This is a genomic window from Rhizobium sp. PRIMUS64, from assembly GCF_023006465.1.
GTDB lineage: Bacteria > Pseudomonadota > Alphaproteobacteria > Rhizobiales > Rhizobiaceae > Rhizobium > Rhizobium leguminosarum.
In genome coordinates, this window is the sequence record NZ_JALBGX010000003.1 from 35,291 (window position 1) to 51,523 (window position 16,233).

11 protein-coding genes are annotated in these 16,233 nt (G+C 60.9%); 7 read left to right on the forward strand and 4 right to left on the reverse strand.

What is annotated here, in order from left to right; translation table 11 throughout:
* The first annotated feature begins 9 nt into the window (after positions 1–9).
* The 4 genes from MOV76_RS02485 to MOV76_RS02500 all read left to right on the forward strand — a co-directional run bounded on the left by MOV76_RS02485 (position 10) and on the right by MOV76_RS02500 (position 4,691).
* On the forward strand, positions 10–1,083 hold the full coding sequence (locus MOV76_RS02485) for a DUF917 domain-containing protein (protein WP_183928175.1): 1,074 nt from the start codon (positions 10–12) through the stop codon (positions 1,081–1,083).
* Positions 1,084–2,622 (forward strand): hydantoinase/oxoprolinase family protein, encoded by a 1,539-nt coding sequence (locus tag MOV76_RS02490; RefSeq protein ID WP_247263721.1) that lies wholly within the window; start codon positions 1,084–1,086, stop codon positions 2,620–2,622.
* A 73-nt stretch (positions 2,623–2,695) separates the two neighbouring features.
* Positions 2,696–3,640: an isoaspartyl peptidase/L-asparaginase family protein gene (locus MOV76_RS02495; protein WP_247263722.1), complete on the forward strand. Its 945-nt coding sequence runs from the start codon at positions 2,696–2,698 to the stop codon at positions 3,638–3,640.
* A gap of 19 nt (positions 3,641–3,659) precedes the next feature.
* Complete coding sequence (locus tag MOV76_RS02500) at positions 3,660–4,691, forward strand: dipeptidase (RefSeq protein ID WP_258719696.1); 1,032 nt, start codon at positions 3,660–3,662, stop codon at positions 4,689–4,691.
* A gap of 229 nt (positions 4,692–4,920) precedes the next feature.
* Here MOV76_RS02500 and MOV76_RS02505 read toward each other — a convergent pair whose 3' ends face one another.
* The 4 genes from MOV76_RS02505 to ligD form a co-directional block, all read right to left on the reverse strand.
* On the reverse strand, positions 4,921–7,260 hold the full coding sequence (locus tag MOV76_RS02505; RefSeq protein ID WP_247263723.1) for a S8 family peptidase: 2,340 nt from the start codon (positions 7,258–7,260) through the stop codon (positions 4,921–4,923).
* Between the two features lie 11 nt (positions 7,261–7,271).
* Positions 7,272–8,243 (reverse strand): AAA family ATPase, encoded by a 972-nt coding sequence (locus tag MOV76_RS02510; RefSeq protein WP_247263724.1) that lies wholly within the window; start codon positions 8,241–8,243, stop codon positions 7,272–7,274.
* Between the two features lie 286 nt (positions 8,244–8,529).
* On the reverse strand, positions 8,530–9,303 hold the full coding sequence (locus tag MOV76_RS02515; RefSeq protein ID WP_247263725.1) for an SOS response-associated peptidase family protein: 774 nt from the start codon (positions 9,301–9,303) through the stop codon (positions 8,530–8,532).
* Positions 9,304–9,365: 62 nt separating this feature from the next.
* A complete protein-coding gene (gene ligD, locus MOV76_RS02520) occupies positions 9,366–10,418 on the reverse strand; it encodes a non-homologous end-joining DNA ligase (protein ID WP_247263726.1) in 1,053 nt (350 codons plus the stop codon).
* Between the two features lie 280 nt (positions 10,419–10,698).
* On the opposite strand from ligD, the gene MOV76_RS02525 reads away from it, so the two are divergent.
* From MOV76_RS02525 to MOV76_RS02535, 3 genes are read left to right on the forward strand one after another with little or no spacing between them, the layout of a single operon-like run.
* Complete coding sequence (locus MOV76_RS02525; protein WP_018517340.1) at positions 10,699–11,451, forward strand: ImuA family protein; 753 nt, start codon at positions 10,699–10,701, stop codon at positions 11,449–11,451.
* The gene (locus MOV76_RS02530; RefSeq protein WP_247263727.1) at positions 11,372–12,883 is read left to right on the forward strand and encodes a DNA polymerase Y family protein; all 1,512 of its coding nucleotides are present in this window, start codon (positions 11,372–11,374) and stop codon (positions 12,881–12,883) included. Before MOV76_RS02525 ends, MOV76_RS02530 begins: the two co-directional genes overlap by 80 nt.
* Positions 12,880–16,182, forward strand: a complete 3,303-nt coding sequence (locus MOV76_RS02535) for an error-prone DNA polymerase (RefSeq protein ID WP_247263728.1) — start codon at positions 12,880–12,882, stop codon at positions 16,180–16,182. Before MOV76_RS02530 ends, MOV76_RS02535 begins: the two co-directional genes overlap by 4 nt.
* Positions 16,183–16,233 lie beyond the last annotated feature (51 nt).

The window sequence follows — 16,233 nt, forward strand, 5'->3', positions numbered from 1 at the left end:
GGGTGAGACATGCTTGAAGAATTCCCCGAGGAAAATATCGAACCGCTCGCCACGGGCGCCTGGATCCTGGGCACCGGTGGCGGCGGAAATCCGTATATCTCGACGCTCAACCTGCGCCGGCTTTATGCCGAAGGACACCGGGTGCAAATCCTTGACCCGATGGACCTTGCCGATGACGATATGGTCGCCGTCGTCTCCAACATGGGCGCCCCGCTGGTGGGCCAGGAACGCCTCAGCGATCCGGCCCAATTGGCCCGCGCCGTTGAGGTGATGGAGGATTATCTCGGCAGGCCGTTCCGCGCCATCATGAGCGTCGAGATCGGTGGCTCAAATGCCCTGTCGTCCTTTCTCGCCGGTGCCATTCTCGACCGGCCCGTCGTCAACGCCGATGCCATGGGTCGCGCCTATCCGGAAGCGCAGATGACCTCGTTTGCGATCGGCAACCTGCCGATGTTCCCGCTGTCGCTGGTCGATATCCGCGATAATGAGGTGATCGTCACCCGCGCCGCCTCGTGGAAATGGATGGAGCGCATCTCGCGCAAGGTCTGCACCGAAGTCGGCTCGACGGCCGCCACTTGCAAGGCCCCGCGCACCGGCCGTGAGGTCAAGGACTGGGGCATCCACCACACGGTCACCAAGGCGACCGAACTCGGCCGCGCCGTTATCGATGCACGCACCCGCCACGACGACCCCGTCAAGGTGGCGCTTGATCACGAGGGTGGCAAGCAGCTATTCCGCGGCAAGGTGGTCGATGTCGTGCGTGAAACGACCGGCGGCTTTCTGCGTGGCAAGACGGTAATCGAGGGCATCGACGCCGACAGGGGCTCGCGCCTAGAACTGGCGTTCCAGAACGAATGGGCTGTCGCTTTCCGGAATGGTGAGCCTGTCGGCATGACCCCGGATCTTCTGTGCCTGCTCGACACCGTCTCGGGTGGGGCGATCGGCACGGAGTCCGTCCGCTACGGCCAGCGCGTCACGGTCGTTGCCCTGCCGGCGCCGGAAATTCTGACGTCGCCTGCAGGGATTGCCGCCGTGGGGCCACGGGCCTTTGGTTACAACATTGATTTTAAATCGGTATTTTGAATGACACGCATCGGCATTGACGTAGGCGGCACCAATACGGATGCCGTGCTGATCGACGGGGACACGATCCTGTCCTCGATCAAGGTTCCGACGACCCAGGACGTGATGTCCGGCGTGAAGGCGGCGCTGGCGCATGTGTCCGGTCATATCGGCCCCAACGATCGGCCAATCGACGCCGTGATGATCGGCACGACGCATTTCACCAACGCGGTCGTCGAGCGTGCCCGGCTGGAGCGGGTCGCAGCGATCCGCATCGCGCTGCCGAGCGGCTCTTCGCTGCCGCCGATGTGCGACTGGCCCGATGACCTGCGCGCCTGCGTCGATCCGCTGGTCTTCATGGTGCATGGCGGCCACGAATACGACGGTAGCCAGATCGTTCCGATGATCCCCGACGAGATCCGCGAAGCGGCAATGAAGATCTGCGATGCCGGCATCACCTCGATCGCCATTTCGGCAACATTCTCGCCGCTGACCACCGAATGCGAGGTGACCGCAGCCGAGATCGTCCGTTCGGTGATCCCGAATGCACGTATTACGCTGTCTCACACGCTCGGCCGCATAGGTCTGCTGGAGCGCGAGAATGTGGCGCTTCTGAACGCGGCGCTGCAGTCTCTCGGCAAGACCACCGTGCAGGCATTTTCCGATGCCTTGCGCGAGGCGTCGATTGCCGCGCCTTTTTACCTGACCCAGAATGACGGCACTGTGGCGCTTGCCGATGTTGCGGCGACCAACCCGGTGCACAGCTTTGCTTCCGGCCCCACCAACTCCATGCGCGGCGCCGCCTTCCTCACGGGCCTCACCGACGCCATGGTCGTCGATGTCGGCGGCACCACGTCGGACATCGGCTGCCTGGTTGGCGGCTTTCCGCGCGAGGCGAACAACATCGTCTATGTGGGCGGCGTCCGCACCTTGTTCCGAATGCCCGACCTGTTGCCGATCGGGTTGGGTGGCGGCACGATCATCGATCCTGAAACAGGAAAGATCGGGCCTCGCTCCGTCGGCTACCGCATCCTGACGGATGCGCGCGTTTTCGGTGGCAATACGCTGACGACATCGGACGTCGCCGTGGCTGCTGGGATGATCGATATGGGCGACCGGGACCGGGTGAAGGATCTCGACCCGGCCTTCATCAAGGCAAGTTGTGCCCGTATCCGTGACATGGTGACCGACAGCTTCGACCAAATGAAAACTTCCGCCGAGGACGTGCCGCTGATCGCAGTCGGTGGTGGCGCCTTCCTGATACCGGACCGGATTGCTGGCGCTTCCGAAGTGCTTCGCGTCGAAAATGCCGGCGTTGCCAATGCTCTCGGCGCTGCCATGGCACAGGTATCGGGAGAGGTCGACCAGGTGTTTTCCGGCATCAGCCGCGACGAGGCGCTGGCCACCGCGGAAGCCGAAGCGCAGAATGCGGCCGTTGCATCCGGTGCCGGACGTCAAAGCCTCAAGACGCTCGAAGTGGAAGACATTCCGGTCGCCTATTTGCCGGGCGGCGCCCGGCGTGTACGTGTGCGAGTGATTGGCGATATCGCCTTCAACTGAAGAGCGCCTGTCCACCTGAACCGGGAGGCCACTATCCGCCCCGGAAACGGGGAATTCTAGATCGGAGCGGGACATGACGAAGATCACACTGGCCATTCACGGCGGATGCGGCGTGATGCCGGAAGGCAGTATGAGCGTGGAAGAGTGGGCGGCCGCCCGCGACGATATCGCGGCAGCTCTGCGCGCCGGATACGCGGTGCTTGCAAAGGGTGGCCGGGCGGTAAACGCGGTCGAGGCCGCCGTCGTGGTGATGGAGAATAGCGCGCATTTCAATGCAGGTCATGGCGCAGCTCTCAACGAAAACGGCATCCACGAACTCGATGCTTCGATCATGGACGGCGAAACGCTGGCGGCCGGGGCGATCAGCGCTGCGCGGACCATCCGCAATCCGGTGAAGGCGGCCCGCGCCCTGATGGAGGACGGCCGCGCCGTATTCCTGACGGCAGGCGCCGCAGATAAGTTTGCGGAGGCCAAAGGCCTGGACATCGAGCAGCAATCCTATTTCACCACCCGGAAACGGCAGGGCGCGCTGGCTGCGATGAAGGCACATGCAACTGCGGGGACGGAAGGAACCGAGAACGAAAAGCATGGCACGGTCGGTGCAGTCGCACTCGACGCGGCAGGCCACCTCGCGGCGGCGACCTCTACAGGCGGTTACACGAACAAGCCGGACGGGCGAGTGGGCGACAGTCCGGTTATCGGTGCAGGCACCTATGCGCGCGACGGCATCTGTGCTGTCTCTGGGACCGGCAAGGGTGAATTCTTCATCCGCTATGTCGTGGGGCATGAAATTGCCTCGCGCATGGCCTATCTCGGGGAAGACCTCGAAACCGCCGCGGACGTCGTGATGAACCACGACCTCGCACTGCACCAGATTGGCGCCGGCCTTGTTGCCGTCGACGCAAAGGGCGGGATCCGTGCACCCTACAACACGCCGGGCATGTTCCGGGGCTGGGTGACGCCCGAGGGGAGAGCTTGCGTCGCCACGCATGAGACAATCCACGAAATCCTGCTGTAAGGAGGTTCGCGTGACCGAACTGACGGCTCTCGTTCCTGTATTTGACGGGCACAACGATATTCTCTCCCGCCTGATGCGCGAAGGCCGTGAAGGCGCCCAAGAGCGCTTCCTTAAAGGTCAACTGGGCCTGCATGTCGATCTTCCCAGGGCACGCCAAGGCGGACTCGTCGGCGGGCTTTGCGCCGTCTACATACCTTCGGGCCGGGACCTCGACGCGAACGGCGATCTGCCGCGCGTCGACCGCCAGAGCGCGCTCGATCAGACGATCGCGCAGGCAGCACTTCTGCGAAGCATCGAAGCCCAGTCGGATGGCGCCTTCAAGATCTGCGTCTCCGCCGGCGAAATCCGCGCGGCGATGGCGGAAGACCGGTTCGCGGCGATCTTCCATATCGAAGGCATCGAGGCTGCAGGGGCGGATCTCGACCTTATCCCGGTCCTGCATGCCGCGGGCCTGCGCACGCTCGGTCCCGTCTGGAGCCGTCCGAACATCTTTGCGCATGGCGTTCCCTTCCGCTTCGGCCATGGGCCGGATATCGGGCCGGGATTGACCGAGGCGGGCCGCGATCTGATCCGGCTGTGCAATCGCCTGAAGATCATGGTCGACCTCTCGCATATGAACGATGCCGGTTTCTGGGACATTGCGAAGATCTCCGACGCGCCGCTGGTTGCTTCGCACTCCAATGCGTTTGCGATCTGCCCGCACAGCCGCAACGCAACCGATCCTCAGCTCGACGCCATCCGAGATACGGGCGGGTTGATAGGCCTCAACTTCGGCGTCAAGTTCCTGGATCCGGAAGGCAAGGCGGATGTCAACCTGGACCTGTCGATCATGGTGCGCCATGTCGACTACATGGTCGAAAAAGTCGGTATCGATCACGTCGCTTTGGGCTCGGACTTCGACGGCACCCTGATCTCCGGGAAGATCGGCGACGTTACAGGCCTGCCGCGCCTGATGGCAGCGCTTCGCGAAGCAGGCTATGACGACGAGGCTTTGGCCAAGCTCGGTCATCGCAACTGGATTGCGGTGCTGGAGCGCACCTGGGGCGTTTAGAATCTTTTGGCGTGGAATTGGCGACGGTTAAGTTGCTGCTGTCGCGAGGGCAGATCGATGGTGCGGTCTTTGTCTAGCGGCTTATGTTGCGCGTCTTTAGTTGAATCGACGGTCTAGTGACATGGAGCGCGGTGGCGCCAGTTCGTTTCCCTTCAAGGCGACCAAATATCCAGCACTTGCAACCTAGATGGTCGCGCGCTTCTGCGAGGTTTGTAGGCAATTGGTAGGCCTACGCTTGGATCCGAATTCTCTGCCTAATTCTCTCGTAAAGCTGGACTTCCGCTTTGTGAGAGATTTCGACAACAACCGCAAAATTCTGCCGATCTACGTGATTTGCCCAGCCCCCCTCGCAGCGAACCATGAGATAATAGTCATTGCCATATTCCGTGACGTCTCGCTTAAATGTGGCAGTTGCGCTCTGGACCGTTCCCTTCTCTCGAAGGGTAGATGACGGGGAAAGTTTGCAATCGAATCGTCCGGCGATCTCGGGAAACCGTTCCTCATCCTTCGCGCGTTTCCGATAGTGCTCGAAAATCAGGTCTGGCGCGCAGCCACGCAGAAGCCGGAAACTCATTCCAATACCGGCATAGTCCGCGCGCGTATGACGCACCGGCGGGTCATAGGCGATCGTCACGCGGATGGACCTTTCCCCCTGTTCCGTCTGGAACGGTTCTGGGATGGGGATGCGATAGACGGCGAAGTGATCGATCGCCAGCTCATCCTCACCATAAAGTACGACCCGTGCGTCATCGGAGAATGCCGCCCGCTCAAGGTCGACCATCCCGTGGCCAACAACGGAGCGGATGGCATCGCTACCAAGAAGCGTCATCCGTTCCCTGGCTGCGTCGGGGATTTCAGCAGAGCCCACCATGAGTGCGCGGATGAGGTTTGCCGAGGCCGTCGGCATCCGGCCGAGAATTTGGGCGGCGCTGAAGGCAACGCGCGGCGCCGCATAAGACGTTCCGGAACCTGCCGTGAAAAGTCGGTCAAGGAACGTGTGATGGAGCGTCAATACGCCAGCACTTGGAACTTCCTCGCCCTTCCGGAGCCTTTGAACGACAGGATCGTAAATCAGCGTTCCACCGATATCGACAAGATCGGGTTTGGTGGACCCACCAATACCCGGACCGATGCGTGAGAATGGCGACGGCTCATTTTGCCGGGTGATCGGTCGTACCATCACCTCGGCTAAATGCTGGGCATTTAATCCCTCGCCATGCGCGAGCGATCCGACGGTGAGAACATTCACTGCGCCCGCAGGCTCGAAGAAGCGATTGGCGTCCTCCACCAAATAGGCCGGATACTGGGTCACTGCCTGTTCAAGGCGGTTTCCGCCTCGGGGGTTCCTGTTACCGGAAGATACCACGATAACGACATCGAGTTCGCGCGCGAGTTCGTCCAGCGTCGCGGCCCATGTCCCGACCTTGCCGCCGTCGTAGGGCCGCTTCGTGTCGCCCAAAGCAATCACGAAGATCCGACAGCCGTAGTCGGTATTGAGCGTGATGATGGCCTCCCGCATTTGCGAGGGAACCAGACGACGGTCGTCAAATGCCCCATGCTCATTGACCACCTTTGCCGAGCAAAGCCGGGCTCCCCGATCAAGGGTGCCGGCCGCAAGCTGCGCACGCAAGTCGCCGAATACGGCGACCCCGCCAACCCGCGTTCCGTGCCCGAAGTCATCAGCAGTTCCCAGACGGGCGGGAACGCCGATCGAGCCTACCAGAATATCATTGAAGAAAGGATGGGCGTTGATGCCACTATCAAGAATTCCGATAAGTGGGGCATCGGCCGCAACCCCGTTTAACGGGGGAACGTCATCCAAAGTGAGATTATAAGCTTCACTTGTCGTAACGTCGGGCTGTGGCGGTTGGTCGATCGTCGCAACGGCCTCGACGGCGAGCAAGGTCTTTAGAAGTGAGCCCGACACCCGAATGCGGGCCATTGTGATTGACGGGCCGATATAACGATCAAGGACTTCACCGTCCCTGGCCTCAATGTAGGCTTCCGTTTGCTCCAGCTTGCGCTCGCGCAGCCGTCGCTCGCCCAGATCCCAGAGCTCAAGATCGACGAGATATGTGGCGTCGTCTTCAAAATCCGACGATTCGTTGAAACCGTCCTCACGGAAGCGGACCCCGATCCGATCTCGGGGTTCGACAGCGCCGATGCTTTCGATCGCGGCGATGAAGCTGTTATAGGAGGGCGCCTTCTGCCCCTCAGGTATCCCGGCCCTCCATGCTGTCAGCCGGCGCCGGAACTCCTGCATCTCGTCGGTTGATGCAAACAGAACAAGCGAACGATCCAGATCGCTCGACAGGACCATGAGGCCCAACTGCTCCCACTGTTCCTCGAGCAACTGGCCGTTCATGTGGACCCGCAGGATCAGCGAGGGATCGATGAATTCGGCTTTACGCCGACGTTGCTGCGTGGCAATCGCCGCGTCCAGCTCGGTCTCAAGTTTCGTACTATGAGCCGCGAGGTCTCTGTTTGGCGGCGGTGACCCGCCACCGTGTTTGCGCCGTTCGAAGCGTTCGGGAAGACGGACGAGTTGCAGATGGTCATACCGTGCCATGTATCAGCCGATCAGGAGCCGGCTTTCAACCGTGCGGAGTTCGAGCGCCGACGCGTCTCGTCTTTCAGAGCCCGGTTGAAATCACGCTCCTGGACCTGCTTGCGGCGTTCGACAATCATCGACTTGATCGCCTGAATGCAAACCCGCTCGATCTCCGCGTAGGAATAGCCCTCAAGCGACGGGATGAAAGCTGCGGGCTCGAACGTGGTGGCAACGTTTTTGAACTTCATACGCAGGAAGCGATCAATCATTCTGCGATCAGGCCGCTCAAACCATACGACTTCGTCGAATCGGCGCCAAACCGCGGGATCAAGTGCCTGGTCCAGATTCGTAGCCGCGATCAGAAAACCCTTGGGCCTGATCTGGTCTATGAACAGCAAAAGGCTGTTCACGACCCGGCGCAGCTCATTGTGCTCACCGCTGTCGTCGCGCGCTCGAGCAAGCGCGTCGAACTCGTCGAAGAACAAAACGCAGGGCTGTTTGCGCGCGAACTCAAAAATCTTGCGAATATTGGAAGCCGTCTCACCGAGATAGGATGAAATGAGCCTGTCGAGTTTGACGACGAAGAACGGCAGACCGAGTTCCGCTGCAAAAATCTCTGCGCAAAGCGTCTTGCCGCAACCAGGTGGCCCACAGAAAAGCACCTTCGAGCGGACCTGCAACCCATGGCGGCGAAGGTCCTCCCCGCGCCGAAATTCTTTGACCAAGCCCAGCAGCACACGAACGTTCATTGCGCTGAGGACAATATCCCCCTTAGTGTGTTGAGGCTCGATCCGTTCTATAAAGTCGGATGCCGCCTCCGGAAAAGGAAGGAGAGGCGCGAGCGCTTTCGGAGGGGATGGACGGCTTGTCCCACCCTCAAGCGTCTTCCTCAAGGTCTTTGCCAACGCCAGATTGTTCTTCTTTTCCTCTTCTGTGATGATCTGTTCTGCAACGGCGCGGAACTCGTCGTCCCGACCGTAGCTTGCCAGCAATTTTTTCATCAATTCGCCGCGTGCCATTGGTCGCCTGAAGAGGTTTCTACCGAGAATCAGCCTGTCATCACAGGCTTAACCCATTTGGTACGTCAATAGAGAGTTCGTCAACTCTACGCGTCGATCGTTCAACTAACAAGGCTAGCCGCAAGGTCCGGTGTCGACGGAAATCGCCGTATCGAAATGGAAATCATCGTCCCTCCCAGCCGTTGTTCAACTCTTGGAAAGCCTGCCGCACCTCCTCCCGCGGCAGGCTTTTTCGTTTTCCGATACATTCAAGCTCTGAGTTCAGGCGTCAAAGCAGACTGCCCTGCTCCACCAGCTCTCCGGATTTCGAAACGATCGTGGATCCGTACGGTTCGCGGGACGAGATGATCAGCGCGTCATTCGGTAACGGGCGGGCCAGTTCCTTGGCCTCTTCCCATGGCGCCCGCATCCGGGTGTCCGTCTCCTCCTTCGTCAGCAACACGACCGGCATCGCCTTTCCATGGATTGGCTTCACCAGGTCGTTGGGATCCGTGGTCAAAAACCCATAGAGATCGTCGGTCGTCAGCCCGTCCCTGACCTTTCGGACACTCTGCCATTGCGGCACATGGATGCCGGCAAAGAACATCAGCGGTTTGGTTGCGTCACGGGCGAACCAGGCGTTCGGCACGTTGCCGCCTTGCTCCTGGCTGGCAGGATCCGGCTCGGCGAAACTGGTGACCGGGACGAGGCATCTGTTTTCGACACCGAACCATCGCTTCCAATGCGGAAAATTGAGCTTGCGCACATTGGTCGTGCCGCGGTCGGCCTCCATCCGGATCAGTTCTTCGAGATCGAATGGCTTGCCCTTGGCCGCAAGTTTCTCGGCCTTGGCTTTGGCGGACTTCTCGAGCGTGAAGCGCGGCGAGGGCAGTCCCCAGCGTGCATGGACCAGTTGTTTCTTCCCGTCGGCGGTGTTGCGGACGATCGGCCCCATCTGATCGGGGTTCATCTGGTAGGCCGGCATCAGGTTGATCAGGCTTTCGGCGTCCTGGGCCCACTTCGCGACCCAGTCCCTGTCTTCCATCCGATAAAGGTTACACATTGTGGGCCATCTGCTCCGCTTGAGCTCAGTGGAGGACAATCTAGCGTATGGCGCTGATTTCGCTAGTCGAGCCGGAAGACGTCGGCATTGTCCTGCCGTTCTCGCAAACCCTTGTAAGATGGATGACGGAGTTTCCCGTCTGTCGTCCAGGCGCGAAACTCGATCTCGGCAATCAGCGTCGGTTCGACCCAGACGATATCGGCACTTCCGGAATAGGGCAGGGGCGGCTGCTTTCGCTTCCAGCGCAGCTTGTCCAGCATCTTCCGCAATCGGATGGCCTCGGTTTCCTTGAAACCCGTGCCGACGCTTCCGACGTGGACGAGATTGCTCCCGCGATAGGCGGCAAGCACGAACGAGCCGAAGCCGGCAGGGGACGCCGATGACCTCTCATAGCCGACAATGAAGAAGGCCTCGCTGTGGACGCATTTGATCTTAACCCAATCCCCGGTTCGGCCGGAAATATAGGGACGATCGAGGTGTTTGCCGACGATGCCTTCCAGGCCGAGGCGGCAGACATGCTCAAACAGGACGGCTGGTTCGGTGTCGAATGTTTCCGACGGCCGAATAGCACCGTCTTTTCCGTTCAACGCGTCATCGAGAAGATGCCGGCGCGATCGGTATTCGACACCGCGCAGATCGTGTCCGTCGAGATAGATGAGATCGAAAGCGTAGAAGATGGCGTCAGACGCCCGGTTACCGGCTTGTCTGCCGGATGCGCCCAACGATTGCTGCAGCAGCCCGAAATCCGGCCGGCCCTCTGCGTCCAGCACGACGGCCTCGCCATCGATGATCATCGTCGCCGGCCCGAGCGCCCGGGCGGCCTCTACGATCGCCGGAAATCGGTGCGTCCAGTCATGGCCGCCGCGGGTGAGAATCCTTATCCCTTGAGGCTCGATGTGAACAGCCAGGCGATAGCCATCCCATTTCAGCTCCCAACTCCATTCTTTCCCTTTTGGAGGATGGCTCTTCAATTGCGCCAACGCAGGTTCGACGCGGTCTGGCATCGGATCGAAAGGCAGCTGTGGCTGGGCCGGATTTCGCTTGCCTCGCGGCTTTGAGCGGATCGGAGCCTCGGTATCACGAAGGAGGGGTTTTGATCTCGGAGGCCTGGTCATGCCGACAGTTCAGCAGAAAAATCTTAAAGACACTGTGACGATGCCGACTTGTCCCCGCAATTCACACAAAGGGAGTAGCACTCGCAGGCGCTCCGAAAAAAACCTCCAGCCGCTACCCACCTGATTCTCTTGGGTATTCGTGCGATTCCTAATGTTCAGGATAATATTCCCATCCTCCGGTTGCTTGACTCTTCAAGTCGGCGGGAACAGATAGGGAACATCCGCATTTTGATCGACATGATGTCGGCCGCCAACACGACCTTTAAGGGAGCCGTGAACGATGACTGCTGCCCGTGAACGGGTGATTTCCGATCTGCGCGAGCGCATCGCTTCGCTGGAGGGCGTGTCAGCCAGAAAGGCCGGCTGTCTTTCCTTCGGTGTGCCGGAAATCGATGCAGTCCTGCCGGGAGGTGGTCTGGCCTATGGCGCCTTGCACGAATTCGCCGGTGGCGGGTCGGGCACGGTGGATGGTGCGGCGGCAGCGCTTTTCGCCGCCGGCATCGCAGCGCGCACCAAAGGCCCGATCGTCTGGTGCCTGACGCGGCCGGACCTGTTTTTTCCGGCACTCGCTGAGGTCGGCCTCCATGCCGACCGGGTGATCTTTGTCGAGTCCGACAAGGAAGAGGACGTGCTCGCCAATATGGAGGAGGGGCTGTCCTTCGGCGGCCTTGGCGCCGTCGTTGGTGAACTTGTCCGATTGCCCATGGTCGGCTCCCGCCGGCTACAGCTGGCGGCCGAGAAAACAGGGACGATGGCGCTCGCCGTCCGACGCTGGCGCAGGCAAACGGAGGCGAATGATTTCGGGCAGCCGACGGCGTCGACCACGAGGTGGCGGGTGAGCGTCATGCCGTCGGAGGAGCTGCCAGTGCCGGGTGTCGGCAGGGCCCAGTGGTTGCTGGAACTGATGCGCGTGAAAGCGGGTGAATGTGCTGAGTTTCTCGTGAGGGCGTGCGATGACAAGGGTCGTCTCGATCTATCTCCCGGATCTGCCGACGGATCGCATTCGTCGCGCCGATCCGTCTATTCCGCCTGAACAGGCGATCGCCGTGATCGCCAGGAGCGGCTCGAAACGCTGGGTAGCGGCCGCAGACACCGCCGCCCGAAAAGCTGGCGTCCATGTCGGCATGCCGGCTGCCAAAGCGCAGGCGCTGTTTCGCGGTCTGATGCTGGTCGATGCAGATCCTGCGGCGGATGCCGCAGCACTCGAACGCATTACCCTTTGGGCGCTGACGCTCTATTCTCCGATCGTCGCGGTCGATGGGATCGATGGCATTGTCATGGATACTGAAGGCGCCGATCACCTGCAGGGTGGCGAACTGCCGATGGTGACGAGGATCGCCAACCAGTTCCTGGCCAGAAAGCTCACGCCCCGCATCGCTGTCGCCGACACCTGGGGCACGGCGCATGCCTGTGCCCGTGCCATCAGCCGTGAGACGGTCATCGTGCCGATCGGCGAGACCGTGCGCGCCGTCGAGAAGCTGCCGATATCGTTGCTTCGCCTTCCCGGCGCGGTCGTCAGCGACCTTCGCACGCTCGGCTTCCAGACCATCGGCGAATTGGCCAATACGCCGCGCGCGCCGCTGACGCTTCGCTTCGGGCCGGAGATCGGCCGGCGGCTCGATCAGATGTTCGGCCGTATCTGCGAGCCGATCGATCCGATCCGTACCGCCGAGCTCGTCGAGGTCAGCCGCGTCTTTGCCGAGCCGATCGGTGCTTCCGAGACGATCAACAAATATGTCTCACGACTGGTCGTGCAACTGATCGAGGAACTGCAAAAGCGCGGTCTTGGCGTTCGCCGTGCGGATCTGATCGTCGAGAAGGTCGACGGAACGCGGCAGGCAATCCGCGCCGGGACGGTCAAGCCGGTGCGCGATGTCGCCTGGCTGACAAAGCTGTTTCGTGACCGGACGGAAAAGATCGAGCCCGGCTTCGGGATCGAGAAGCTCACCCTGGTCGCTGTCATGGCCGAACCGCTGGAGGAGCGCCAGAAATCCTCGTCGTTGGTCGAGGACGAAATCACGGACGTGACGCCGCTAATCGATATCTACGGCAACCGTGGCCAGCGCGTTTATCGGGTGGCGCCCGTTGCGTCCGATGTGCCGGAGCGCTCCGTCCAGCGGATCAGTGCCGCGGCCGATCCGGTCGAAGTCACCTGGGTCAACCATTGGCGCCGGCCGGTCCGGTTGCTGGCCCGTCCGGAGCTGATCGAGGCGATCGCCTTGCTGCCGGACCGGCCGCCGGTCTCCATCACCTGGCGTGGCAAGCGCCGCAAGGTCAAACGGGCCGATGGCCCTGAGCGGATTTTTGGCGAGTGGTGGCAGCGCGACGCCGAGATGGAGGCGGTGCGCGATTACTTCGTCATTGAGGACGAGGCTGGTGAACGTCTGTGGGTCTTTCGCTCCGGTGATGGCATCGATCCTGAAACGGGAAGCCATCGCTGGTTCATACACGGGATCTTCGCATGAGCTATGCCGAGCTGCAGGTCACCACCCATTTTTCCTTCCTGCGCGGGGCAAGCTCGGCGCAGGAACTGTTTGAAACCGCCAAGGCCCTCGGCATCGAAGCTCTCGGCGTCGTCGATCGCAATTCGCTGGCCGGAATTGTACGGGCGCTTGAGGCATCGCGGGCCACCGGTTTGCGCCTCGTCGTCGGTTGCGGGCTCGATCTGGCCGATGGCATGTCAGTACTGGTCTACCCGACCGACCGGGCTGCCTATTCCCGGCTGACCCGCCTTATCACGCTTGGCAAGTCGCGCGGCGGCAAGAACAACTGCATCCTGCACTGGGACGACATCATCGCCTATGCCGAAGGCATGATCGGCATCCTGGTGCCGGATCTGCCGAATGACGCCTGTGGGATCCAGCTGCGCAAGATGGCCGAGGTGTTTGGCGATCGCGCCTATATGTCGCTTTGTCTGCGGCGCCGGCAGAACGACCAGCTGCGGCTGCATGAAATTTCCAATCTCGCCGCGCGGTTCAAGGTGAAGACGGTCGTCACCAATGATGTCCTCTTCCATGAGCCAGGTCGCCGGCAGCTTCAGGACATCGTCACCTGCATTCGCACCCGCACCACCATCGATGATGTCGGATTCGAGCGCGAGCGCCACGCCGACCGCTATCTGAAGCCGCCGGAAGAAATGGAGCGATTGTTTCCGCGATACCGGCAAGCCATCGCGCGAACCATGGAGATCGTCCGTCGTTGCACTTTCTCGCTTGAGGAGCTCACCTACCAATATCCGGAGGAGGCGATCGTGCCGGGCAAGGATGCCCAGGCTTCGCTGGAGCATTATGTCTGGCAATGCGTGCCCGACCGCTATCCGGAGGGTCTGCCGCCGAACGTTCTGAAAATCATTCGGCATGAACTCGACCTCATCCGCACCATGAAATACGCTCCATATTTTCTGACCGTCTTCTCGATCGTGCGCTATGCGCGCTCCCAAGGCATTCTCTGCCAGGGCAGGGGTTCTGCCGCCAACAGCGCCGTCTGCTACATTCTCGGGATCACGTCGATCGATCCGGAGACGAATGATTTGCTCTTTGAGCGCTTCGTTTCCCAGGAACGCGACGAGCCGCCGGATATCGACGTCGACTTCGAGCATGAGCGCCGCGAGGAAGTCATCCAGTGGATCTACAAGACCTACACACATCAGAAGGCAGCTCTGTGCGCGGCCGTGACACGCTATCGTGCGAAAGGTGCGATCCATGATGTCGGCAAGGCACTCGGTTTGCCGGAGGATATGATCAAGGCTCTGTCATCGGGCATGTGGTCCTGGTCCGCCGATATGGTCGGCGATCGGAACCTGCGCGAACTCAACCTCAATCCCGACGACCGCCGGCTGGCGTTGACGCTGAAACTTGCGCAGCAGCTGATGGGGGCACCCCGGCATCTCGGCCAGCATCCGGGTGGATTCGTGTTGACGCATGATCGGCTCGACGATCTCGTCCCCATCGAGCCGGCGACGATGAAGGACCGGCAGATCATCGAATGGGATAAGGATGATGTCGAGGCACTGAAGTTCATGAAGGTCGACGTCCTGGCATTGGGCATGCTGACTTGCATGGCCAAGGCGTTCGATCTTATTCGCGAGCATATGGGCGAGGACCTTGATCTTTCGAAGATCGAGCAGGAGGATCCTGCGACCTATGCGATGATCCGCAAGGTCGATACGCTCGGCACCTTCCAGATCGAAAGCCGCGCGCAGATGGCGATGCTGCCGCGGCTGAAATCCCGAACCTTCTACGACCTCGTGGTGCAGGTCGCCATTGTCCGGCCCGGTCCGATCCAAGGGGACATGGTGCATCCTTATCTCCGTCGGCGGGAAGGCAAGGAGGCTGTTGAGTACCCGACGCCGGAACTCGAGGCCGTGCTCGGCAAGACGCTGGGCGTGCCGCTGTTTCAAGAGTCGGCGATGAGGGTCGCGATGGTCTGCGCCGGCTTTACCGGCGGCGAGGCCGACCAGCTGCGCAAGTCGATGGCCACTTTCAAGTTCACCGGTGGCGTCTCGAAATTCAAGGACAAGCTGGTCTCCGGCATGGTGAAGAATGGATATTCGCCGGAGTTTGCTGAAAAGACCTTTTCGCAGCTCGAAGGCTTCGGATCGTACGGTTTTCCTGAAAGCCACGCTGCAAGCTTCGCGCTCATTGCCTATGCCTCCAGCTATGTGAAATGCCACTATGCTGACGCGTTCTGCGCGGCATTGATAAACAGCCAACCCATGGGTTTTTACGCAGTCGCTCAGATCGTCGGCGACGCCCGCAACCACGGTGTGGAGATCCGTCCCGTCTGTATCAACCGCTCTCGCTGGGACTGCACGCTCGAGCAGGTCAAGGGTGACGAGCGCCGCCATGCTGTCCGCCTGGGGATGCGTCTGGTGCGTGGACTGGCCGCGGTCGACGCGGCACGCATCGTGTCCGCCCGTGCCGACCAGCCCTTCGACAGCATCGATGACATGTGGCGGCGCGCGAGCGTTCCGGCAGCATCGTTGGTCGAACTGGCGGAGGCCGATGCTTTCCTGCCATCGCTCGAACTTCAACGACGCGATGCGCTGTGGGCGATCAAAGCTTTGCGCGACGAGCCATTGCCACTCTTTGTTGCTGCGGCCGAGCGCGAGATGAAGACGATCGCCGAGCAGCAGGAGCCTGATGTCGAACTCCGGCAGATGACAGATGGGCACAACGTCATCCAGGACTATAGCCATACTGGTCTGACCCTGCGCGAGCACCCGATCGCATTCTTGCGCAAGGACCTTGCCGCTCGAAGCATCGTCACCTGCAGTGAAGCCATGTCGGCCCGAGATGGCCGTTGGTTGATGACCGCCGGCCTCGTTCTCGTCCGCCAAATGCCGGGTTCGGCAAAAGGCGTGATGTTTCTGACGATCGAGGATGAGACGGGTCCGGCGAACATTGTCGTGTGGCCAAAGCTCTTCGAGCGACGCCGGCGCGTCGTGCTCGGATCGAGCATGATGGCGATCAACGGCCGCATTCAACGGGAAGGGGAGGTCGTGCATCTCATCGCCCAGCAGCTCTTCGATCTCTCCGGCGACCTATCCGCCTTGGCGGATCGTGATGGAGAGTTCAAACTGCCGGCGGGCCGCGGCGACGAGTTTGCTCACGGTGCGCCGGGAAGCCCGGATTCGCGGGATCGGGCGCCGGCGGTCAAGCCGAGGGATATTTTCGTGCCGTTATGCCGAGTTCGGCATAAGGGAACTTATCCCGAGCCCGATACTATGCCGAGCCCATTCCCTAAAGCCCGAGATTTCCGGTAATCCAGCATTGAAAGCTCGGCATAATAGTCTGTTTCCGCAACTGCAACTTAG

Coding starts and splice junctions, on each gene's coding strand:
- MOV76_RS02485 (WP_183928175.1), top strand. CDS start 10: ATGCTTGAAGAATTCCCCGAGGAAAATATCGAACCGCTCGCCACGGGC.
- MOV76_RS02490 (WP_247263721.1), top strand. CDS start 1,084: ATGACACGCATCGGCATTGACGTAGGCGGCACCAATACGGATGCCGTG.
- MOV76_RS02495 (WP_247263722.1), top strand. CDS start 2,696: ATGACGAAGATCACACTGGCCATTCACGGCGGATGCGGCGTGATGCCG.
- MOV76_RS02505 (WP_247263723.1), bottom strand. CDS start 7,260: ATGGCACGGTATGACCATCTGCAACTCGTCCGTCTTCCCGAACGCTTC.
- MOV76_RS02510 (WP_247263724.1), bottom strand. CDS start 8,243: ATGAAAAAATTGCTGGCAAGCTACGGTCGGGACGACGAGTTCCGCGCC.
- MOV76_RS02515 (WP_247263725.1), bottom strand. CDS start 9,303: ATGTGTAACCTTTATCGGATGGAAGACAGGGACTGGGTCGCGAAGTGG.
- ligD (WP_247263726.1), bottom strand. CDS start 10,418: ATGACCAGGCCTCCGAGATCAAAACCCCTCCTTCGTGATACCGAGGCT.
- MOV76_RS02525 (WP_018517340.1), top strand. CDS start 10,699: ATGACTGCTGCCCGTGAACGGGTGATTTCCGATCTGCGCGAGCGCATC.
- MOV76_RS02530 (WP_247263727.1), top strand. CDS start 11,372: ATGACAAGGGTCGTCTCGATCTATCTCCCGGATCTGCCGACGGATCGC.
- MOV76_RS02535 (WP_247263728.1), top strand. CDS start 12,880: ATGAGCTATGCCGAGCTGCAGGTCACCACCCATTTTTCCTTCCTGCGC.